Annotated in this window: 21 protein-coding genes and 1 pseudogene; 20 read left to right on the forward strand and 2 right to left on the reverse strand. The window is 35.5% G+C overall.

The features are described 5' to 3' along the window. Positions 1-329 precede the first annotated feature (329 nt). The 15 genes and pseudogenes from mobV to LKI_RS00155 all read left to right on the forward strand — a co-directional run bounded on the left by mobV (position 330) and on the right by LKI_RS00155 (position 14,267). A complete protein-coding gene (mobV, locus tag LKI_RS00100; protein WP_013102094.1) occupies positions 330-1,565 on the forward strand; it encodes a MobV family relaxase in 1,236 nt (411 codons plus the stop codon). 495 nt (positions 1,566-2,060) lie between these two features. Further along, the gene (locus LKI_RS00105) at positions 2,061-3,215 is read left to right on the forward strand and encodes a RepB family plasmid replication initiator protein (RefSeq protein ID WP_013102095.1); all 1,155 of its coding nucleotides are present in this window, start codon (positions 2,061-2,063) and stop codon (positions 3,213-3,215) included. After that, positions 3,208-3,729, forward strand: a complete 522-nt coding sequence (locus LKI_RS00110) for a MarR family transcriptional regulator (RefSeq protein WP_013102096.1) — start codon at positions 3,208-3,210, stop codon at positions 3,727-3,729. The genes LKI_RS00105 and LKI_RS00110 overlap by 8 nt, the downstream gene beginning before the upstream one ends. Beyond that, positions 3,722-5,659 (forward strand): DNA methyltransferase, encoded by a 1,938-nt coding sequence (locus tag LKI_RS00115; RefSeq protein ID WP_013102097.1) that lies wholly within the window; start codon positions 3,722-3,724, stop codon positions 5,657-5,659. Before LKI_RS00110 ends, LKI_RS00115 begins: the two co-directional genes overlap by 8 nt. Next, positions 5,659-8,271, forward strand: coding sequence for a DEAD/DEAH box helicase family protein (locus tag LKI_RS00120; protein WP_013102098.1), 2,613 nt, complete (start codon positions 5,659-5,661; stop codon positions 8,269-8,271). The genes LKI_RS00115 and LKI_RS00120 overlap by 1 nt, the downstream gene beginning before the upstream one ends. Positions 8,272-8,411: 140 nt before the next feature. Next, entirely contained in the window at positions 8,412-9,056 is a 645-nt protein-coding gene (locus LKI_RS00125) for an ArsR/SmtB family transcription factor (protein ID WP_006844826.1), read from the forward strand. A gap of 125 nt (positions 9,057-9,181) precedes the next feature. Beyond that, positions 9,182-9,463, forward strand: a complete 282-nt coding sequence (locus LKI_RS10640) for a thioredoxin family protein (protein WP_081482751.1) — start codon at positions 9,182-9,184, stop codon at positions 9,461-9,463. A gap of 13 nt (positions 9,464-9,476) precedes the next feature. Then, positions 9,477-9,791 (forward strand): thioredoxin, encoded by a 315-nt coding sequence (gene trxA / locus LKI_RS00130; protein WP_013102099.1) that lies wholly within the window; start codon positions 9,477-9,479, stop codon positions 9,789-9,791. A 20-nt stretch (positions 9,792-9,811) separates the two neighbouring features. After that, positions 9,812-10,135, forward strand: a complete 324-nt coding sequence (locus LKI_RS00135) for a thioredoxin family protein (RefSeq protein WP_006844823.1) — start codon at positions 9,812-9,814, stop codon at positions 10,133-10,135. Continuing rightward, positions 10,135-10,263, forward strand: a pseudogene (locus tag LKI_RS10645) (aspartate racemase); the annotation flags it as partial. The gene LKI_RS00135 and the pseudogene LKI_RS10645, both read left to right, overlap by 1 nt. A 90-nt stretch (positions 10,264-10,353) precedes the next feature. Beyond that, positions 10,354-11,298 (forward strand): thioredoxin-disulfide reductase, encoded by a 945-nt coding sequence (gene trxB, locus LKI_RS00140; RefSeq protein WP_041773452.1) that lies wholly within the window; start codon positions 10,354-10,356, stop codon positions 11,296-11,298. Between the two features lie 18 nt (positions 11,299-11,316). Continuing rightward, positions 11,317-11,964 carry a DsbA family oxidoreductase gene (locus LKI_RS00145; RefSeq protein WP_006844821.1) on the forward strand — a complete coding sequence of 216 codons (648 nt, stop codon included), beginning with the start codon at positions 11,317-11,319 and terminating at the stop codon, positions 11,962-11,964. Between the two features lie 12 nt (positions 11,965-11,976). Then, complete coding sequence (locus LKI_RS11155; RefSeq protein ID WP_013102101.1) at positions 11,977-12,105, forward strand: hypothetical protein; 129 nt, start codon at positions 11,977-11,979, stop codon at positions 12,103-12,105. Between the two features lie 17 nt (positions 12,106-12,122). Further along, positions 12,123-13,454, forward strand: coding sequence for a dihydrolipoyl dehydrogenase family protein (locus LKI_RS00150; protein ID WP_013102102.1), 1,332 nt, complete (start codon positions 12,123-12,125; stop codon positions 13,452-13,454). A 222-nt stretch (positions 13,455-13,676) separates the two neighbouring features. Continuing rightward, positions 13,677-14,267: a site-specific integrase gene (locus LKI_RS00155; protein WP_013102103.1), complete on the forward strand. Its 591-nt coding sequence runs from the start codon at positions 13,677-13,679 to the stop codon at positions 14,265-14,267. Positions 14,268-14,581: 314 nt separating this feature from the next. On the opposite strand, the gene LKI_RS00160 is transcribed toward LKI_RS00155, so the two are convergent. Next, positions 14,582-15,814, reverse strand: coding sequence for a polysaccharide deacetylase family protein (locus LKI_RS00160; RefSeq protein ID WP_013102104.1), 1,233 nt, complete (start codon positions 15,812-15,814; stop codon positions 14,582-14,584). A 611-nt stretch (positions 15,815-16,425) separates the two neighbouring features. Between LKI_RS00160 and LKI_RS00165 the strand changes: the two genes are divergently transcribed. Further along, the gene (locus tag LKI_RS00165) at positions 16,426-17,088 is read left to right on the forward strand and encodes a CadD family cadmium resistance transporter (protein ID WP_013102105.1); all 663 of its coding nucleotides are present in this window, start codon (positions 16,426-16,428) and stop codon (positions 17,086-17,088) included. A gap of 196 nt (positions 17,089-17,284) precedes the next feature. Here the strand turns inward: LKI_RS00165 and LKI_RS00170 are convergent, their stop codons facing one another. Continuing rightward, on the reverse strand, positions 17,285-17,968 hold the full coding sequence (locus LKI_RS00170; protein ID WP_002816607.1) for an IS6 family transposase: 684 nt from the start codon (positions 17,966-17,968) through the stop codon (positions 17,285-17,287). Between the two features lie 563 nt (positions 17,969-18,531). Here LKI_RS00170 and LKI_RS00175 point away from each other — a divergent pair. The 4 genes from LKI_RS00175 (at position 18,532) to LKI_RS00190 (ending at position 22,963) form a co-directional block, all read left to right on the forward strand. After that, positions 18,532-19,509, forward strand: coding sequence for a LacI family DNA-binding transcriptional regulator (locus LKI_RS00175; protein ID WP_013102106.1), 978 nt, complete (start codon positions 18,532-18,534; stop codon positions 19,507-19,509). Between the two features lie 116 nt (positions 19,510-19,625). Then, a complete protein-coding gene (locus tag LKI_RS00180; protein ID WP_013102107.1) occupies positions 19,626-20,858 on the forward strand; it encodes an MFS transporter in 1,233 nt (410 codons plus the stop codon). A 10-nt stretch (positions 20,859-20,868) separates the two neighbouring features. Next, entirely contained in the window at positions 20,869-22,296 is a 1,428-nt protein-coding gene (locus tag LKI_RS00185) for a glycoside hydrolase family 32 protein (protein ID WP_013102108.1), read from the forward strand. 235 nt (positions 22,297-22,531) lie between these two features. Beyond that, positions 22,532-22,963, forward strand: coding sequence for a GNAT family N-acetyltransferase (locus LKI_RS00190; RefSeq protein ID WP_013102109.1), 432 nt, complete (start codon positions 22,532-22,534; stop codon positions 22,961-22,963). Positions 22,964-23,275: the final 312 nt, after the last annotated feature.

The following is a 23,275-nucleotide window of genomic DNA, read 5'->3' on the forward strand; positions in this document are numbered from 1 at the left end:
CTATCCCAACTTATTTTTTTATGGGGTTAAGCTGACACCAGCTTGCCCAACGCGGGTAGCGTTCTGCATGACATGCTCTCACTGAAGGTGATCATGCAATGATAAATTGCCCCGTCACGGCGTGACCCGCCGGAGGTTTTACGAGCCGGATAATAGGCGCTGTAAAATAGCAGTTTCCCCAGTAGGAAGGGGAAACGCTACTGTCAGCGCTTGTCGATGACTCGCCTCGCAGAGCCTGTCCAAAATAGCATTTTGGTATAACAGGCTATACCAGATTTTTAACGGTGTTATACTGGTCTTGGAAAACCTTTTTCGAGGAGGCATTTTTGATGGCGCATTTAAAGAAAAATACGCGTGGTTCAGTTCCCGGCTTAGCCGTTCATTTTGAACGTAAAACTGACCATCACACCAACAAAGAAATTGATGTGTCGAAAACCTATCTGAATCAAGAGCTCATGGCTGATGGTTCTGATATGCTTTCACGTTTCAACGAGCGTTTAAATGACGTTTATTGCATGAAAAGAGACGATGTGAAGGCGTTAGCGACGTGGATAGTCACTTTACCTGAAGAACTCACAGAAGCGTCCTACGAGCAACAGAGCGCCTTTTTTGAAGCAACTAGCAATTTTCTCAATGACCGTTATGGTCAAGAAAATACCGTGGCCGCGGTGGTGCATTATGATGAGACAACCCCTCACTTGCACTATGCCTTTGTCCCAGTGGTTTTTGATGATAAAAAATCACGTTATAAAGTATCTGCTAAAGAAGTGCTAACGCGACATGATCTGCAAACCTTTCATGATGATTTAGATCAGCATTTAAAAAAGGTGCTGCCCTTTTATGAACAAGGGATTTTAAATCACAAAACCTTACCGTTTGAGAATGTCGCTGAAATCAAAAAATACAACGATCAGTTTAACGCCTTAAAAAACGAACTAGCTGACGTTGAAGACAATATTAGGGCTAAACAGGCCGTACTTAAAATCACGGATCAAGCCTTAACGGAAGTTGACTTAGCCGAAAAACAAATTGATGATTTTAAACAAGCCTTATCTAAAAACCTCTTTGGTAAGACGGTGCTTAAACCAGATGACTTAGATCGCTTTAAAAACGTGTTAGCCACGATGAAGAAAGCCACCTTACAAAGCCAGCATGAGACAGAAGAACTCAAGCAAACGTTAGGCCAAGTCAAAGCGCAATTAGCAGACGTCCAAGCAGACTATCAAAACCTGAAAGAAACGCATCAAGCGCTTCAGAAGCGGCAACGCGAACAGCAACAGCTGGATTATGCCATGCGAGACATACTTAAAAATGATTATGCTGTCGACAAGCTATCGCATACTGATGTGGAGGCTCGGTATGTTCTTTATAAGCTGGATCATGAAGAACGCACAAAAAATAAAAAAGTAGCCCAGTCATGGTTAAAAACACTGACGACAGCTAGAGCAGATCCAGATACGAAAATAGCGCCAACTAGATTAGATCGCGGTATCGAACAAGTTAAAGCATTAATCAATCGGATCATTGAATTAACGCGTGATCTTTTTAAAGGACCTAGTCTCTAACGTTAAACCTACTTATTTGCCCGTCTAAGCGTTTTTAGCTACGAAACGTATAAATCAGCATTAACCAAGTTAAAATGGCTCTATCGACTTATTAAGGGGCAATCATATTAGATAACAAGTGATATGTCATTGGAAATCATTCAACAAAAGAATCCCACGTACAAAATTGACGTACGCAGAGGTTCTTTTGTTTTTTTTTATGGGTTCAATAAAAAGGCAAAGCCTATTATAAGTTTATCTTTTATATTTTAATCTTTTGTTCTTTTGCGCGGTTAGAAATTCAGTAATATCAAGGTTTTAATAGGTAATATAGCGACAAAAAACTATGTATATAGCGACAAAAAACTATGTATATAGCGACAAAAAACTATGTATATAGCGACGTTTTAAACTATTTTGTCGCTATATAATGTTATAATAAAAGCATAAAGAAATTCCCGTCTAAAAGTTTTTCTTTATGCTTATCCAACAACACGCCTAAAGGAGCGTATTTATATGTCTATTATAACAGAATCAAAGACAAGGCAGGTACAGACCTTGAATGAATTATCAAAACGTAAAGTTGTTGAACATAATAGTCTAATAACGTCGATTGCCAAAATGGACAAAACCCCATTAAAGATGTTTGAATTAGCTGTCTCTTTAATTGATACAGAAAATCCCCCGAAAGACCAGACAGTTTATTTATCCAAGCAAGAGTTATTTGCTTTTTTTAACGTGGATGATAGCAATAAACATAGTCGTTTTAAAGAAGCAATTGAAAAAATGCAGAAACAAGCATTTTTTAAGATAAAAAAAGCCAAAGAAAAGGGATATGAATTTGAAAGTATTGTGCCTATCCCTTATGTTAAATGGGCGGATTATCATGATGAAGTAACTATCCGATTTAGCCCCGAAATCATGCCTTATTTAATCAATCTCAAAACCAATTTTACGCAACATGCCTTATCAGAAATTTCTGAATTGAATAGCAAGTATGCAATCATTTTGTACCGTTGGTTATCAATGAATTACAACCAATATGAGCATTACAGCGTTAAAGGTGGGCGAAGAAAAGAGCAAGTGGAAAGTTACCGTAATCCGATAATCACTATTCGAGAATTGCGCGATACGACCGATACGGTGAGTGAATATAAAAAGTTTACTGATTTTGAAAGAAGAGTATTAAAAGATCCGATTAAAGAAATCACAAACCATACCAGCTTTAATGTTACGTATGAAAAAGTAAAAAAAGGACGCAGCATTGAAAGTATTGTCTTTCATATCACTAAAAACCAAGTTGCAGATGATATTAGTTACAAATTAGATGATCCCGCTTATATTGACGGTAAGATAAGACAAGAAGAAAGTGAAAAAGATCTTGTTTATGAAGCGATGAAAAGTCCATATACAAAATTGCTGATGGAACATTTCTTGTTGACATATATTGATTTAACGGATACGACTATTTTGTCCGGGTTACAGAAAAATGTTTATCCACTTTATGACGAATTAAAAGAGTTACGTGGTTTAAAGGGCGTGAAAGAGCACTTAGCATATATCCGAGATAAACAAGATGACTATTCGAAAAAGAATATTGCTAAGTATCTTAAAAAATCGATTGAACAGTATCTACCAATCGTTAAAAGGCAGGATATAGATCATGAGTGAAAATTTAAAAACAATTCGAGAACTTGCAGATGAATTGGGAGTTTCAAAGCAACGAATTCAACAAATAATCGCCAAATTATCGCCAAGTAAAACGCCAAATAAGGATGGCAATAGATATGTTTTGAACGCTCGAGATGTTAAAAACATAAAGGAATCTATGGGTTTTGAAAATGACCAGTCACCAACAAGTGAATCGACAAATAGACTTGTCGATTATGATGTTTACTTAGATGTGATAAATTCGATAAAAGAAAAAGATGAACAGATAAAAAGTTTATTAGACGTTCAAAAACAAACACAAAATCTTCTGGATCAGCAACAACGATTGGCTTTGCAAGACAAAAAACTATTAGAAGAGTACAAAGCAGAAATCAAAGATTTGAAATCCTTAGCGATGCCGATTCGTGAGGATGAAAAAGATGTGTCACCCCAAAGTGAAACAGAACCAGCAGAAGCGCAAGCTAAACCTAAAAAGTGGTGGCAATTTAAAAAACGAGGGCAAAAAAATGATTGATTCAAAAGTTATGGAGACAACAAAGTCCATTTTGAAAGATTTTGGTAACACCTATTTTTCAGATAAAGGCACTCTAAAGCGCAACAAAGTAATAGAAGACCTGGATGCTTATACACCTATGTTGATGAAGGCATTACTAGCTAATCAACTAATTCATGACACTTATACGGAGTCAATTGTTATAGATGATAAAAGTGTAGAACTGTTTAAGCTAAACCAGTTTATTGAAATGTTTACGTATAAAGAATACTGGCAAGATAGCTATACAAAATTTGAGAATAAAATTGGCCTTACTGCTGGTGGTAAGTTTATTGATGAGACTGCTGACGTAGTCCTAGATTTTCCCTTCAAAGATAGTGTTTTAAAAGCTGGTATGACGAAAGAGGATCAAAAAGATACTGATGAACCTTTTTTGCATGAAACGATAGCTAAAGCTGAAATTGATCAATTATTAGAGCCTAAAATATTTGTTAATGCGACTAAGTATGATCAAGAAAATTTAGCTGGTGCATCAACTGATAGTTTTAATGATGACAATTTGATTATCAAGGGAAACAACCTGATAGCTTTGCATAGTTTGAAAAACAGATATGCAGGCACTGTGAAGAGTATTTTCATTGATCCACCATATTTTTTTGAGACGACAAAACCAGCAGACACCTATACTTATAATTCGAATTTTAAACTATCTGGCTGGCTCACTTTTGTTCAAAATAGAATTAAAATTGCGCATGAACTTTTAGCAGAAAATGGAACATTGTTTTTAACAATGTCTGATGAAGGAGCCCATTATATTAAAATTTTGATGGATAGTATTTTTAATTCACAAAATTTTATAGCCGATGTGACTTGGGAATCAAGAAAATCGATTTCATCTGATGCATTAATCTCAATAAATACAAACCATGTTCTAGTTTATGCAAAAAATTTATCTCAAATAAGGAAAAATGATTTTAGATTGGCGTTAGATATAGATACGTTTAAAAATGATGATGAGGATGGCAGAGGGAAGTATAGATTAGAGCCATTTGATGCGCCAAATTTCCGTGCTAATTTACAATATGAAATTATAACTCCATCAGGTAGACATGTTTTGCCAGCAAATGGTAGACATTGGCGTACCGAGAAAAGCACGTATGAAAAATTATTATCAGAAAATAAAATATATTTTGGGAAAGATGGTAATGCTAAGCCCTCCCTAAAAGCTTATTATAGTGAGGTCGCAGAGGCTGGTAAGGGGAAAACAGCAAGTACTATCTGGCGAGATAATAATTCGATTATTTGGGATGATGCTGGAACTAATACCAAAGCAACACAACATCAAGTTGAATTATTTTCTGAAAATGTTTTTACTAATCCAAAACCCGAGCAACTCATTAAAAGAATTTTGGAAATATCTACAAACGAAAATGATTTAGTACTTGACTTCTTCATGGGATCTGCGACAACACAAGCCGTTGCAATGAAGATGAACCGTCGATTTATCGGTGTTGAACAGATGGATTACATTAAAACTGTTTCTGTCGAACGTCTCAAAAAGGTGATTGATGGCGAACAAGGTGGGATTTCTAAAGATGTTAACTGGCAAGGCGGCGGTTCATTTGTCTATGCTGAATTGATGGAAAAGAATCAAGGTTATCTCAAAGATGTCCAACAGGCCGAAACGACGAAGCAATTAGAAGATGTTGTTCATCGCATGATTGAAGGTGGCGCTGATTTTGATTTCCGAGTTGATGTTGAAAAAGTCCTACAAGATCCTGAATACCAAGCCATGGCATTGGCTGATAAAAAGCAGCTGATAGTCAAGGTCATTGATAAGAATCAGTTGTATTATGCATACAGTGATATGGACGATCGTGATGTACAAGAGCTGATGTCTGATAGTGATATCGCCTTTAACAAGAGTTTTTATGGGGAGCGTGATCTGTAATGGCCAAAAAGAAAGCACGAGAACTTGTCTTACCCATTATTCATGAGATTAATGACTATACAAATGACTTTTTAAAAAACGACGAACCCAGACATGCATTTGTTTATCCAGACTACATTAAGCACAATCTCAAACATCAGTTACGTGATTATCAAAAGCAATCACTATACAACTTGAATTACACGCAAAAGGATGCCAATGTTGCCAGTCGCTTTAATCAGTTGTTATTCCATATGGCCACGGGTTCAGGAAAGACTGATGTGATGGCAGCTGATATGCTGTATTTTTACCATGAATTTGGCTATCAAAATTTTCTTTTTGTTGTTAATACAAACGCGGTCATTGCTAAAACTCGTGAAAACATGCTGAATGTCCAGTCACCAAAGTATCTCTTTTCACAACCACTCAATATTGATGGTACTCCGATTGAATTGCGAGAAGTCACCCGCTTTCCAACAAACAGTGAACCAGGCGTGATCTACTTGCGGCTCACAACAATCCAAACTTTAGCGAATGAATTAAATACACCACGCGAAAATGGTTTAACTTATGGTGATTTAGAGAAACAGAAGTTGATTATTCTAGCTGATGAAGCGCATCATTTTTCTGCCGGTACAAAGAGCAAAGCAGATCAAAAAAATAAAGCGTGGGAATATGTCTTAGATCGTATTCGACAAGCTAATAAAGCTAATCGACAGTTAGAATTCACGGCTACGATTGATTTAAATAATGAGTCTATTTACGAAAAATATCGGGATAAGGTCATTTTTCAATATGATTTAAAAGAGTTTCAAAATGCCGGGTATTCAAAGAAAATCGCTCGGTTGCAAGCCAATGCTGATGATAACGAAAAGATGCTGAATGCGGTATTGTTATCACAATATCGTAAGCGCATGGCAATCCAGGCGGGTATAAGAGATTTTAAGCCAGTTATTTTATTTAAATCAAACAAAATTGAAGTTTCAAAAGCGGCGCGTGATCAATTTTTGACGCTGGTGGATCAATTAACGACTGAAGATTTGGCGCAATTTATTGCAAAGCAACTCAACACCACGCAATCATCTACTTTGCGCCAAGCGTATACGTATTATCAAACAGTTGATATGGGGGGCTTGGTACGTGAATTGCAACGTGATTTTCAACCACTGAATACTATTAACGTTAATGATACGAGTAGCAATGGGATTTTAGGTGACTTAAATGATTTACGTAATTTAAATACCCTAGAAGAACCAAGCAATCCATTTAGAGCTATTTTTGCCGTCGCCAAGCTTTCTGAAGGTTGGGATGTCTTAAATTTGTATGATATTGTTCGAATTGGGGAGCAACCCATTACGTCAACACAAACCAATAGTGAGGCACAATTAATTGGTCGTGGTGCGCGCTACAATCCCTTCGTCTATGAGGAGGCAACATCGTTTACGCGACGGTTTGACCATAGCACGCCAGAATTACAGATATTAGAGTCCTTACACTATCACACGATTAATGATAAAAAATATATTGATAATCTGACAAAATCTTTTGAAGCAATGCAGCTCCAAGTTGAAGATGATAAAGACTTTGATATTTTAACCACGACAGTTAAAGCGTCATTTAAGCGTTCCGATGTCTATCAATATGGCAAGCTGTATTACAATGACGTCGAAGATGTCCCTGAGAGTGAATATAATGGGTTGGCAAAATACGGTGTTCCCGTTGCAGAACTACCTACCGTCAATATTGAGACGGCAACCCTAGAAGCAACTGCCTTTGATACACAAAATGTTGCTGGTATGAATGAGACACGACTGGTAAAGATTGATGATGCCCTCGTCAAAAAAGCAATGGCACGGAATCCTTTCTTCAGATTCAATACCATGAAAAAATATATGCCGACGCTAAATTCTATCTCGGAGTTTATGCATGAGGCACAGTGGTTGGGGCAAATAAAAGAAATCCAAGCGACGGTATCGACGGGTTCAGATGCTGTGCTTAGTCGAGAAACACAGCTATTAGTCGTTGAAAAATATCTAGCCTATATTCAGCGCATGTTAATCATGAACTATAAGCGCCAACGCGGAACCAATAAGTTTATTGGGTTGCCCATTAAAGATGCCGTTCAGGATTATCAGAAGCGTGTTCCCGTGAACTATTCTGATGCTGGGGTTCATGAGTTAATTCAAACCTATGACTATAAAAAGGCACCTTGGTTTGTCTATAACGAGGCTATTGTCGATAAATTGGAACGTAGTCTAATCGAACTGATCCAAGGCTATGTTGAAGAGCTGCAAAAAAAGTATAAAGATGTTTACCTGATTCGTAGTGATGAGCGTAATACTAAGCTAAAATTGCATGAATTTGCTGGAGATGTGTCTCACTATGCTGGTTTCTTACCGGACTTTGTCCTGTATTTAGCTAATGAGTCCTACATTTATCAGGTTTATATTGAACCCAAGGGTACCCAATTGCTCGAGCAAGACCAATGGAAAGAGGACTTGTTAACGAGTATTTCGCCTGAACGTGTCGATGTTATTGGCGAAAATGATAAGGTAAAGTTGTATGGTGTTAAATTCTATGTTGCGGGTGATGCCCGTCAGGTACGGAACAAAATTCAAAATATAGCTTTCTAAAATAGGGTCGATAATTATAGGATGACTCCTAAATCTAAAAAGACAAGGCCCATTAATTTATTAACTAATAATATTGAATTTCAATTTCATAGGAAAATTGGTAAACTATTCAACAAAATAGTTGAAAAGGTGGGAAGAAAATGTTTGAACAAGCAGTTAACTACAAAAATGGACTATATGAAGAACTGTCTAAAATTGGTAAGGGGCTAAGCAGTGATCGACGATTAGAAATTCTTGATCTTTTAACTCAAGCACCCAAATCAGTTGAAACTATTGCCAACGGGGTCGGAATAAGTGTAGCTAACGCCTCACGCCATCTACAAATATTGAAGGACAGTCATCTGGTTAAAACAAAACGAAAAGGCAATCATATTATTTATAGCCTTAGTTCTCCCAAAATTAGTGATCTTGTGCACCTATTAACCGACATTGGTAACAGTGAACTTTCAGATATGAAAACAATTCAGGATAAATCAGACGCTCAAGATAACGTTAAAACCATTTCGTTAAAGCAAGCTCAAGAAGAATACAAAAATTGCTTTGTCCTTGATGTACGACCTTCTGATGAATATGCAGCAGGCCACATACAATCGGCAATTAATGTCCCATTGGAAACATTAAAAGAATCAATGCCCAAATTACCTAAAGATCAAAAGATTATTGTTTATTGCCGTGGAAGACTATGTGCTAATTCCAACATTGCCACACAGATCTTAAATAGAAATGGTTTTGACGCAGTTAGTTTAAATTCAAGTCACTATGATTGGAATAAAATAACAGAATAAACAGTTTAAGCACGATTTAGTCATTTATTGATTAAATCGTGCTTTTATATTGACTTACAAAAAGTATATGATATTATTAAACTATTCAAGTAAACAATTGAATGATTGAAAGGCAGTGACATAACTTGTCTACTATTGATAAAACGCTAACCTTAATTAATTTTGAGAATAATTGGTGCGCCCAGTGTTATACGCAGCGACCAATAATAAATAAGATTAGCCATGACTTTAATTCATATTTAAACGTTCGGGTAGTGAATTCAGATGCTCACCCAGAACTAGCAAAAAAATACAATGTTTATTCCGCACCCAGTACTATTTTGCTGCGTGATGGAAGAATCGTTGAAAAAATTACCCGTTTTATTGATCAATCACAATTAACAACTTTAATTAAATATTACCTATAAAGGAGCGACTCTTATGGTTAAGAACTTAACTGACAAAGACTTTGTGAAAGAAACTAGTACCGGTGTTACATTAACTGATTTTTGGGCTACTTGGTGTCCTCCATGTCGAATGCAAGGACCGATTATTGAACAACTTGATAAAGAAATTGGCGATAAAGTCAAAATCACTAAAATGGACGTAGATGCAAATCAAGAAACACCAATAGCATTTGGAATTATGTCTATTCCAACCTTAATTATCAAAAAAGATGGCCAAGTAGTTGATAAGCTGGTTGGCCTCCAAAGTAAGGACCAACTTAAAACCGTTCTTGCTCAATATACTAATTAGGTTAAGAGGGGAGAAGCTGAATGGAACAACTATCAGTAATGAATAAAAAAGAATTTGATAAAAAACTGAAGAATGGAAAATATATTTTAGTGTTTATAGCTTCTTGGTGCCCTGATTGTAGCTTTATCAAGCCTCATCTACCAGAAATTGAACAAGAATTCAAAGATTACACTTTCATCAGTGTCGATCGTGATGAGAATACCGAATTGGCTCAAGAACTAAACATCTTTGGTATTCCAAGCTTCGTTATTTTTAGAGATGGGCAAGAAATCGGAAGACTTGTCAATAAAGATCGGAAGACTAAAGAAGAAGTCGAAAACTTCATTACCAACACTATTAACTAATGAAGAGTTTTTTAACTATTCTTGGCGGTATGGGGACGTTAGCAACTGAAAGTTATGTCCGACTCCTTAATAAGAAAACTGAAACCCATAAAGACCAAGACCATTTAGATTATATAGTGGTTAACCATTATTGATGCACAAGAAGTCATTGTTAATCGTTCATTGGATAAGGGATTAGCGTTACGTGACGACTAATAAGTAGATTGGATTGAAATTTAATGAGGAAATATCATGTAGTAGTGATTGGGGCCGGTCCTGGTGGAATGACCGCTGCCTTATATGCAGCACGAGCTAATTTAAATGTAGCAATGCTTGATCGCGGTATTTATGGTGGACAAATGAACAACACCGATGACATTGAAAACTACCCTGGTTTTACAACAATTAAGGGTCCTGAACTTGGTGAGAAAATGTATCAAGGAACCGTTAAGGCCGGAGTAAATTTTGTATATGGTGATGTCCAAAACGTTACCGTTGATGATCAACAAATGAAGCATATTCAAACCGATAGTGACGAGTTAGTAGCAAGCGCAGTAATTATTGCAACAGGATCTAATAATCGAAAATTAGGTGTACCAGGTGAAGAAAAGTTCTCCGGAAAAGGGGTTTCTTACTGTGCAGTATGTGATGGTTCTTTCTTTAAAGGAAAGAATGTTACTGTAGTTGGCGGTGGTGATTCAGCAATTTCTGAAGGATTGTACTTAGCTAATGTCACTGATGGAGTTAATGTCATTCATCGTCGCGATCGGTTACGGGCACAAAAGGTATTACAAAATCGTGCTTTTGATAACGATAAGATAGATTTCACTTGGAATACTAGTGTGACAGAGATTTTAGGTGATGAAAATCATGTTACTGGAGTAAAAATCCATAACAATCAGGTCGGTGATGATACAACTCTAGACACTGATGGAGTTTTCGTTTATGTCGGTAACTTTCCAAATAGCCAAATTTTCAATAATTTAAATATTACCGATCAAGCTGGTTGGATTATAACTAACGATCAAATGGAAACAACAATTCCTGGAATCTATGCAATTGGTGATGTCCGGCAAAAGCAACTGCGGCAAATTACAACTGCGGTTGGCGATGGTGGTATTGCTGGGCAAAACGCCTTTGAATATTTCGAAGCCATAAAGCATCGGCAAACGGTTAAAGATTAAAGAGAGGAAAATTACTTTATGGAAATCAAATATTGGTCAGACATTGCTTGCCCCTTTTGTTATATCGGTTCTAATCGAATGAAACGAGCAATGAAGGAAATTGGTATTTATGACACAACTGAATTAGAGTTCAAATCATTCGAGCTTAACCCTGCAACACCAAAGGAAACCGATGAAGGATACATTAATCACTTCACTCAGGGAAATAAGGCAATGGAGCCACAGGCCAAAAAGCAAATGGCTTACATCGAACAAATGGCGCATAACGATGGTCTACCAATGGATCTTGACAGTGTAGTACCTACAAATACTATGGATGCGCACCGGATTATTAAATTCGCAGAAGCTAAAAATGATCCTGATTTGACTGAACGAGTAATTAGACGCTTCTACCAAGTTTACTTTAGTGATGGTCAATCGATTTCTGACCATGATGTGCTATTAAATGCGGCAATGGAAGCTGGGCTTGCTAAAGACGAAGTAGAAAAAGTGCTTAATTCTAACCAATATCATCAAGCTGTGGTCAATGACGAGGCGGAGGCTCAACAATCCGGTATTCATGCTGCACCTTTTTTTGTAATCAATAATAAGTATGCAATTAGTGGTGCCCAACCATATGAAGTCTTTGTTAAAGCCTTAAAGCGAGTTCAAGAAGAAGAAAATTAGGAGGAATTTACGATGGCCGAAGATAAGCCACAATTTAATACAATATTTGGCGATAATAATGATGATGCTGTATGTGGGCCAGACGGTTGTACTATCGCTGAACATCAAAAGCAAACTGAGGATAAGAAGAAAACAAAATAAATGGAGGGAAGCTATAAATGAAGTTTGACTACGTTGTTATTGGCAGTGGGCCATCAGTTTATCGTTTCCTATTGGGAATGCAGAATAGCGGAAAGAAAATCGCGGTTGTTGAAAAGAATCGGTTTGGCGGAATTTGCCCTAACGAAGGCTGCGAACCCAAGATTTTCTTAGAAGGAGCAGCACGAGCAACCTTAACTTCAATGCGTTTGCAAGGTAAGGGAATTACTCAACCAGCTAAGCTTGACTGGAAAGAACTTATTCAGCAAAAGAATAAGGCTATGGCGTCATTCCTAAATAATATGCAAAGTATGTATGAAGGCCTGGGTGCGACTACCATCAAGGGTGAAGCATCATTTGTTGATCAACATACCATTGAAGTTAATAATAAAAAAATCACTGCTGATAATTTTGTAATCGCAACCGGAAAAAAGCCGCATCCTCTTAACATTCCTGGCCACGAGTACCTACTTACTAGTACTAACCTTTTTGAACTCGAAGATACTCCAAAGAACGTCGCAATTATCGGAAGTGGTTACGTTGGTATGGAATTTGCTACATTGTTGTCTGCTGCCGGGGTTAAAGTAACCGTTATTGTCCGATCCGGCCAACCGCTAGAGGGATTTTACAGCCAACACGTTCATCAGTTAGTTGATGAAATGAAAAACTCACTTGGTATTAATTTTATATTTAACACAAATGTTACAGCTGTTACCGAAGCACAAACTGGCTATGAGGTTCAATCAGCTAACGGCAACCTTGGCACTTTTGATAAAGTTATTAATGCCAGTGGTAGAGTTCCTGAAATTAATGCATTGAAACTTGATAATGCTGGTGTAGAGTATAGCAACCGCGGAATTAAAGTTGATAAATATTTGACCACATCAGCAAATAACATTTACGCAATGGGCGATATTGTTGATAAAACCGTACCAGCATTAACCTCTACGGCACAGTTTGAAGCAGACTACTTAAGTGCCTTACTTACTAATAAAACAACTGAACCTCTTAGGTACCCAGTAATTGGAACCGTTACGTTCACATTCCCCCAACTCGCTCAAGCTGGAATTAGTATTGATAAAGCAAAGGAAGACAGTAATTATTCAATTAAAGATATTGATATTACTCAAGGTGACTTTTTTTATGCTGGAACAGATGATCACGCACGATTATCATTAGTCTTTGACAAGCAAAATCATCTCGTGGGCGCTGCTGAAATTAGCCAAACAGCAGTAGATGATATCAATGCACTAATTCCTGTTATGGCAATTGATGTTGATCCAAAGGTTTGGAAAGAAAAGATGATAATGGCTTTCCCTGGTTTAGCATATAAAATTAGAACATTAATTTAACAACAAGAGGGTCTATTTTTATATAATCGCCCCTAGGAAAGACCATTAAAACAGCCCCCATTATCTACTAGTTGGATAATGGGGGCTGTTTTTTTGTTAAGTGATATAATAAACCATAAAAGAAGTTTAGAAATACGGTCCTGGTCATCAATAAATAAACAATTTAATTACTTAATTAATTATTTATTTAATTATTTAATTTCAGAAAGGTATATATGAATCATGGTGCAACAAATTGTCCTACCCATCAAAGACTCCAACGTCTTAAAGATGGTACAAGATACACTTCTCGATAGTTTCCGTGCTGGTCGCCGAAATTACACCGTTTTTCAAGTTGGTAAGGCCACGCTACTACGTGTGAGTGATGTCATGACATTAAAAAAATCAGATGTCTATAATCCAGACGGCTCTGTCAAAAATACAGCCTTTATTCATGATAAAAAGACCGGTAAAGCAAACACGTTATATTTAAAGCCTGTTCAGCAAGACTTGTTGCAATATCATGATTGGCTGGTCCAAGAAAACATCAATTCTGAGTGGTTATTTCCCTCGACAGCCCATCATGATCACCATATCACCGAGAAACAGTTTTATAAAGTGATGGCGCGTGTTGGCGATCTACTAAGCATTAATTATCTAGGCACGCATACCATGCGTAAAACAGGTGCCTATCGCGTATATACGCAGTCGAATTACAACATTGGTTTAGTCATGCACTTATTGAATCATTCTAGTGAAGCCATGACCCTGACTTACCTTGGGTTAGACCAAGCTAGTCGCGAAACGATGTTAGATCAAATTGATTTTGGCTAATTACGCCAGCTTGCTCTTATGCTAGATTTACGGACAGATTTTCTTCTGCCCTGTAAACTAATAGCATAGGAGCATTTTTTAATATGATTCGATACAAAAAAGAATTTAAGCAGTCTCTTGTTGAGATGCACAATCAGCGCCCTTTGAAATCAGCTTGTTCAATCTTTTTTTTCAGCCTTATCACGTTGCTTAATTAAGTTATTATACTTTTCATTCATAAGCAAATTTAACCTTGAGGTTGATTAAATTCAGTGCCTTGTTCGTTGGATTGATTAGAGACATAATCATAAACGACTTTTGTCTCGCGCTCTTCATTATTTATCACGATGATAAAAATCTTTTGTATTAAAGAAGTCATTTAGAACCGTGTTCTCACCAGTCATTGTTTCATGTAAACGAATACCATCGACATTTATCCGCGCATTACGATAATAATCATTTGTTAATTGACCCCATGATGTCTGTGACGCATCAACATTATCGAAAATACTGAAACCGCTACTCTTAAGATAAGTGTACTTTGCATTATCATTTGTGTAATTTGTAAATGAGCCAATATCTGCTCCAAATGGGAAAATCAATACTGGTGTTTTACCAACAATTGGTTGTACTTCCTTTTGCCAAAGTGCAGTGTCCTTTTTGATATCATCAACACTGGCCGTAGTCATATTTATATGACCCCAGGAATGCGATGCAAACTGCCAACCTTCCTTTTTCATAGCGTTAGCAACCTTTGTCGCTTTCTTAGCTTCGCGATGTGTCTTTTTTGTATCACCATATTGACTCTTTGATGAACGATAACCTAGCGCCCCATTATAACCCGTTTCAGCAATCACACCCTTTGAGCCACCGTATGAGAAATCTGGATGCTTTTTGATGAAGGTATCAATAATCGGTACCATGTCATAATCACCAATTTTCTTCTGACCATTATTGGTATATTGATTTTTAACATCACCTTGCTTATTGACGACTAATTTATCTGCAAACCCAGAATCCTTCATATACTCATAATAGTTAACATCATCCTGCGATATAATTAAAGGCTTCTTGCCTTCAGGTAATTTGACTGGTTTGAAAGTCACCTTCCCTTGTTTATCAATCGAAATGATATCTTTAAAGTTAATTAATACATAGCCATTATCATATAACTGATTCAGCATCGGCATAAATTCGTCGATGGTCACCATATAATCTTTGTATCCCTGTGCCTGCTTAGATGAGAAAGCTTTACCAGGATCAACAATTAGTGAATGATAAAAAAGATGTGAAATTTTTGTCGGATCATCCCACGTGACCAACTTTGACTGTTGCTTATTAATACTCTTTTTTAGATGATCAACTGTTGTTCCTTTGTGCCCCGATAACAATGATTTTGCCTCTTTATATTGGTACTGTTGACTTAATGATTTTGCCTGCTTTACTGCCTTAATTGTTTGACTATCAGTTTTTGCAGCCATAACATCATCATCAATATTGCCATATAACCCTAAGCCTGCCCCCAAAATCAACCCAATGACAAGAGTAGTTTTCTTGGTTTTTATCACAGCTACTCCCCCATAATTTTTATGAATATTAAACGACAAGTTAGTACCATTCTATATCTTATTACCTCAAAAATAAAATTATTCGTATTGTTTTATAAATAGTAAAGATATCAAAAATGCGACATAATCAAACAAAAAAGGAGTGATTAAAATTACTCCCCAAAAAAATATTTTTATCAGCCATAATTTAAGCTCCTTGTTGTCTTTAAAATGGTATCTAGTCTAATTATACTAATAAGCAAAATAATCCGTCAGCAAAACGAAATAAATTGAGTTTAATGCGCACTTACACATCACTTTTTCAAAGTGATGAAATTGCTTGAATAATTTATCAGAATGCGCACTTACACCCCACTTCTAAAATGGAGTTGTTTGCGCTCAAAAATATGTATTAGAAGTCGCTGTTAGCGACAACTTGAAAAACAACAAAAGTTCTTGTTGCGAGCATACTATGTGTATATACACATGAGGTAAAAACATATCAATATTGGTTCTGTTGCAAAGTTTTAAATCTACTATCAAATAAGGTAGAATAACAGAATGTGTAACAAACTAACATAACTAAATATCTATTATTCCGTTTATGGAGCAATTTAAAAAGGAGTTTTTTTATGAATTTAATTTTAACCATTCTCTCTGCTTTAGGGTCTTTTATAGTAACCAATATCGATGACATTTTTGTCTTGATGTTGCTGTTCTCTCAGGCAAGTTCACAAGCTAAAGCAAGTAATGGACGAACGGTGAAGGGAAATCGTATTTATCCTAAAGATATAGTCATTGGTCAATATCTTGGTTTTGCACTTTTAGTTTTAATCAGTCTTTTAGCTACATTTGGAGTAACACTCATTCCTGATCAATGGGTGGGTTTACTAGGACTAATCCCGATCTATTTAGGAGTTAAACTGTTTATAAAGGGTGAAGATGAAGATGAAGGTGCTATTCTTTCTAGTTTAAATAAATTTAATAAGTTCTATTTAAGTGTAGCATTTATCACATTTGCCAATGGTGGAGACAATATTGGAATTTATGTTCCATTCTTTTCTACTTTAAATAACAACCAACTGGTCATTACAGTTGTTACTTTCTTTATAATGGTTGCGGTTTGGTGTTTAATCGGCTATCGTCTAGCAAGATTTAGATATGTTTCTGAAACACTTGAGAAATACGGCCGATGGGTTATTCCAATTGTGTTTATAGGATTAGGATTTTATATCATGGCAGAAAATAATATATTTTCTAACCTGTGGTCTGACTTCGTAAATTTAAATTCCTAATTAACCGTAATAGTTCAAAAATTTTATTGTTATATCCCCTTTCCTTTTAAAGTAATGAGTATAAATCTTTATAGAAAATAAACTTTGAGGTGACGACTTTGTATTGAATCATTATTCTCACACTAAGTATTGATTGATCTGGTGCAAACAGTGTGAGAGATGACCATCTAACCAGCTATTGATCCTATGTTGAAGGTTATGCAGCTAACAATGCTTCTAATTCGTCCACGACTGAGAACCCGATGAGACTTAACTCTCGTCGGGTTCTTTTGCGTATTGCGTGAACAATTTCCACACCGCTCAACGTTGCACTAGCGGTTCGAATGCTTTGAAAGCTTGCTGAGCGGACACGATGACGTTTAATGAATCGGTGGTCCTGTTCAATCAAATTATTTCGATATTTGGAACATTGGTGGGCTGATTTGCTCAAATAGTCTTGCTTTATCAGGTGCTTCACTGCTTTCAGTGTTGCCCGATATTGATCAGTGACTAATCGATCAGGCCGACCATTGGTCGTCAAGAGACGCTTCAAAAAGTGATAGGATGCGGTATAATCGCGGTGTTTTCGTAGCTCAAAATCCATGGTCAAACCGTTACTGTCAATAGCGCGATACAAATAGGCCCAACGGCCTTTAACTCGAATATAGGTCTCATCGATTCGCCAACTTTTAGCGTGAGCTGTTTGATGCCGACGCCATAGAGCCTTAAAGATGGGGCCATAGTGATGAACCCAACGCATGACCGTGGTGTGATGAACAGTGATACCCCGATCCCGAAGCAATTCAACGATGTCACGATAGCTGAGACTGAATCTGAAATAGTAGCCAACGGCTACTAAGATGATGTCCTTTTGAAAGTGGCGTCCCTTAAAGTGATTCATGCGCGCAATCCCTCGTTTCTTGGCACCCAGTATACTAAAATCAAGTCAGCGAGGAAAATTTGCACCAGAACCAAATAAACAGTTAAACCGTTTATACCTAAAACTTTTTGTATTAAACTATGTGATACACGTATATTTGATATTGGAAAATTTTTTCCATTTTCCAATATCAAAGTCTTTATTATATACTTTCCATACTCAATTTTTAAACTATTGGGGCGCTGATGTCAAGAATAGTTGTACAATGTCATAATCCAATGGTCCTCTTGAAGAGACCATTGGAAAGATAAAAAAACTCAAACGTATCGGTTATGGATTTAGAAATCTTTTATGCATTTACACAAGATATTTTACGCTCTCTCAATACTTCCTACTAGCAATGTAATCTCTCCTTCAATTTTTAGGTAATCGTTTTCAATATATTACACGATACTATTTTCTGTTTTTTTACGTCAAATTAAATTTATCAAAATAAATTACTAAATTATTGTCATAAGTTGAAGAAATTTGTTTCAAGACAGCATGATATAATTAAATTAGTTATATAACCAATGGGTGAAATAATGAAAGCAAAAATAGATGATGTAGCGAAATTAGCAGGAGTTTCCAAAACTACCGTTTCAAGGGTGATGAATAAACGGGGTTATTTGAGTGAGAAAACAATTAAAAAAGTTCATGATGCGATGGATGAATTAAATTACCAACCTAATGTTGTGGCAAGACAGTTATTTAAGCAGGAAACAAAATTGGTAGGGTTGATTTTTCCAACAGTCAATAATCCCTTTTTTGGACAATTGGTTGCCACTATTGAAAAAAAGCTTTTTAGTAAAGGATTTAAAGTTTTACTTGGTGACTCTATGAATGATCCTGAAAAAGAAAGGTTATATTTGAGAGAGCTAATGGCACATCAAGTCGATGGGTTGATTGTTGGAGCCCATAATCAAGGTATCAAGGAGTATCAAAATGCTAATTTACCCATTATTGCAATTGATAGAATTATGAATAATGATATTCCCGTAGTATCATCCGATAATTATCAGGGCGGTAAAATGGCTACAGAATTACTGATAAAAAATGGTGCTAAGGTGATTATCCACACAAATGGACCAAAAACTTTACAAACTCCAGCTCAAAAAAGATATCAAGCATATGAAGATACTATGATTCAATATGGCTTAAAACCAATAACTTATACAGTCGACTTCAACGTTAGTTATGAGCAAAAAGCTAAATTTCTAAAGAATATTTTTAAAGAACATCCAGATGTTGACGGTATGTTTATTTCTAATGATGTGGATGCTGCTCAAGCCATTGATATTGCTGGTGATTTGGGCTACAAAGTACCTGAAGACTTGAAAATAGTGGGCTATGATGGAGCAGAAACTACAAGAATTTTATTACCGAATTTAACGACAATTATTCAACCCATTGATCGAATGGCAGAAACAGCTGTAAATATGCTAGTAGCAAGGATTTCTAATAATGATGCTGGGGAAAATAAGGTTCTTCCAGTTAAGGTTTGGAGAGGAAAGACAGTATAAATTTTGGATAACCGGTTGACATAAAATATGAAAGCGCTTACAATAAACTTTGTTAAGTGCTTATTTTTTAATAATTAAATGTCAACCGGTTAACACAAAATAAGGAGTAATCAATAATGCGTAAAAATACTTATGTTAGACTTAGTGCCTTTTTCTTCTTTTTCTTTGTCAGTTGGTCAGCTTGTTATTCATTGTTTGCAATTTGGTTAGGTCAAGAAATTCATTTAAATGGTGAAGCAACAGGGCTTATTTTTGGAATTAACGCAGCTTTCACTTTGTTAATGCAACCTTTGTATGGATATGTTTCGGATAAGTTAGGTACTCGTAAAGATTTACTAGTTTATTTAAGCGGTATTTTGATTTTCACAGGTCCATTTTTCATTTATGTATATGGACCATTATTAAAATTTAATGTAGTTATAGGAGCAATAGTAGGTGGAATTTTTCTAGGGGTTGGATATTTGGCCTCTGTTGGTGCGGTTGAATCTTATATTGAAAAAATCAGTCGTAAATATGATTTTGAATATGGACGTGCTCGGATGTGGGGTTCATTAGGTTGGGCCGTAACAACATTTTTTGCGGGACAATTATTTATCATAAATCCTAGTTATAATTTCTGGATCGCATCAATTGCGGCAATTGTGATGTTCCTAATTATTTTGACTACTAAGGTTGAAGTTACTGATGTTGAAGCTAAGAATGCTGATTCAGTTACCGTTAAAGATGTTTTCAATTTATTTAAGTTAAAGGATTTTTGGTTCTTTGTTATCTTTGTTTTAGGTGTTACATGTGTTTATGGGGTTTATGATCAACAATTTCCACGTTATTTTGCAGAACAATTTGCAACAGTAAAATTAGGTGATCAAATGTTTGGTTATTTAAATTCATTCCAAGTTTTTCTTGAAGCTGGAATGATGTTTTTAGCACCAAAGATTGTTAATAAAATTGGTGCTCGTAATTCACTTTTGCTAGCAGGATTTCTGATGGCATTTCGAATTACGGGGTCAGGCTTGGTTGATGGACCAATTTTAATTTCAATGATGAAACTAATTCACTCATTTGAATTACCAATTCTGTTAGTTTCTGTATTTAAATACTTAGATGCCAATTTTGAAGCTAGATTATCCTCTATTCTATATTTGGTTGGTTTTCAGTTTTTTGGTCAGATCGGAACGATTGGGTTATCTTCACTTGTAGGTAAAATGTATGATTCACTCGGATTTAAAATAACTTATTTATATCTTGGTATTTTTGTTTTTGTCTTTGCAGTAATAGCAGTGTTTACTCTGAAAAAGGGTAATTCACAAATAACTAAAACAAATTCAATTGATGCTCATGTTCAAAGTTAAGGAGAAATTTATGCAAGAAGTAGAAAGTAAAAAGATAAAATTAAATAATACACGTTATAGATTGGGATACCATATAATGGCACCATCTGGATGGATTAATGATCCAAATGGTTTTTGTTATTTTCAAGGATATTATCATATTTTTTACCAGCATTATCCTAATGATTCTAAATGGGGACCAATGCATTGGGGACACGCTAGAAGTAAGGATTTAGTACATTGGGAGAGTTTGCCAATAGCACTTACTCCTGGAGATAAAGAAGATGAAGATGGCTGTTTCTCAGGAAGTGCAGTTGTCTATAATGGCAAGATGTATTTGATTTATACAGGCCATCATTATTATGGAGATGGTGATTCGGATCATTTTTGGCAAAATCAGAATTTGGCAATTAGTGAAGATGGGATCCATTTTGAAAAATATGAAAATAATCCGATTATATCTCAAGCGCCTGAAGATAATACTCAACATTTTCGTGATCCTAAAGTCTGGTATAACAATGGAAAATGGTATTTGATATTAGGAAGCCAAAATAAGCAAGAAATGGGTCGAGTATTACTTTATAAATCGGACAATTTAATTGATTGGATTTTAGTAGGTCCAGTTGCAGAATCAAAAGATACAAAAAAAGAAGGTTATATGTGGGAATGTCCAGATTTCTTTAGATTAGGAGATAATGACTTTCTTCTAATGTCTCCACAAGGAATAGAGGCTGATAAAGGACGTTTTAAGAATCTTCATGAAACAGGTTATTTGGTAGGTAATTATCGTTATAACGATAATAATTTTGAACGTGGAGATTTTAATGAACTAGATAATGGACATGATTTTTATGCAACACAGACTACCTTAACCCCAGATGGTCGAAGAATCGTTATTGGTTGGATGGATATGTGGGAAAGTCCAATGCCAGAAAGTGCCGATGGTTGGGCTGGAGCATTAACTATTCCACGAGAATTGATTTATCAAGATGGAATTCTAAAAATGAAACCAATTAAGGAATTAGAAAAATTAAGAACCAGAGAACTATTGAATAAGAATTACCTGGTTAAAGGTAATCAGAATATAGTTTCTAATTCTAGAAACTATGAGGCTAAATTAAATCTTAATGTTGGAGATAATGATGAGGCCGGTTTTGAACTAAGAAATGAAGAAAACAATTTAATTTTAAGAGTTGTATATGATAAGAGAAATAATAGAATTGTTTTAAATCGTTCGGGAGATGATCCTGAACGCGAAGCAATTTTGTCAAAAAGTGAACAGTTAAAATTCCATTTATACGTTGATACCAGTTCAATTGAAATATTCGTTAATAACGGGGAAAGAACCTTCACAGAAAGATTTTATAGTGACGGAGCCAAGTTAAACGTTATTTCTGAGAATGATATGAAAGTTCAGGCGTCAGTTTATCAGTTAGATAAGAATGCAGTGAAGTTTTAAGAATCAAAAAGGTTAAACCAATCGAGGTTTAACCTTTTTTAGTAGATAGTATGTGTAGAATCATCTTTGAAGTTATCGAAAGCTTTAATAGTTGCTCTTATACTAAAAAAATGGACTATTTTTATTCAGTCCGTAAAATGAAAGTATATGATTAATTAATATCATTTCCTAGTTTTAGATAATTGAATCCTCTCCTATTTCTTATTAAACTTGTTTTAGGAAAAAGGGGGCTACAATGATTACAAAATTAAACAGTTTTTCAGACAGGGATTTAGAACAATTGGCACAGATTTGGTTGAATGGCAATTTACAAGCACATTCATTTATTCCCGCTCAGTATTGGAAAAATCAATTTGTGAACATTAAAAAAATGTTGCCTGAAGCAAATATTTTTTTGTATAGGAATAATGAAATAATTATCGGTTTTTTAGGCAAATTAGATGGTTACATAGCTGGATTATTTGTTGACATGAACTACAGAAAGCAAGGTGTTGGTAGCCGATTAATTAATTACCTAAAACAAATAAACGACAAATTAACACTTTCAGTCTATGTAGATAATATTAATGCCGTTAATTTTTATGAGAATAAAGATTTTATCATAGACAGTGTAGGTATGGATACTGAGACTGATTCAAAAGAGTATCGTATGACTTGGGAAAAATAAAAGGTAAAGACTTTTTTTATAAAAGCTTTGCTTTTTATTTTGCAATAAATAATGCTAATGTAAGTGACAGAATAATTAGTACCAATATCGCTAAGACACTTTTGATGCCAAAAGCAATAGTTAGACTTATCAAAATAATAAGTGGCAAATAAAAATAGTCCAATTTATTGACTTCTGAGCAATCCATACCAGTGTAGATTTATTAAAATTGTTACCAAAAAAGCGCGTGTAGTTTGCTTACAGGGAATATTGGTCATAACTTAATACGATGAGAAATTATATTAGCATTCAAAATAAGTTGAGATACAGATA

The sequence above is a fragment of the Leuconostoc kimchii IMSNU 11154 genome, from assembly GCF_000092505.1.
Lineage (GTDB): Bacteria > Bacillota > Bacilli > Lactobacillales > Lactobacillaceae > Leuconostoc > Leuconostoc kimchii.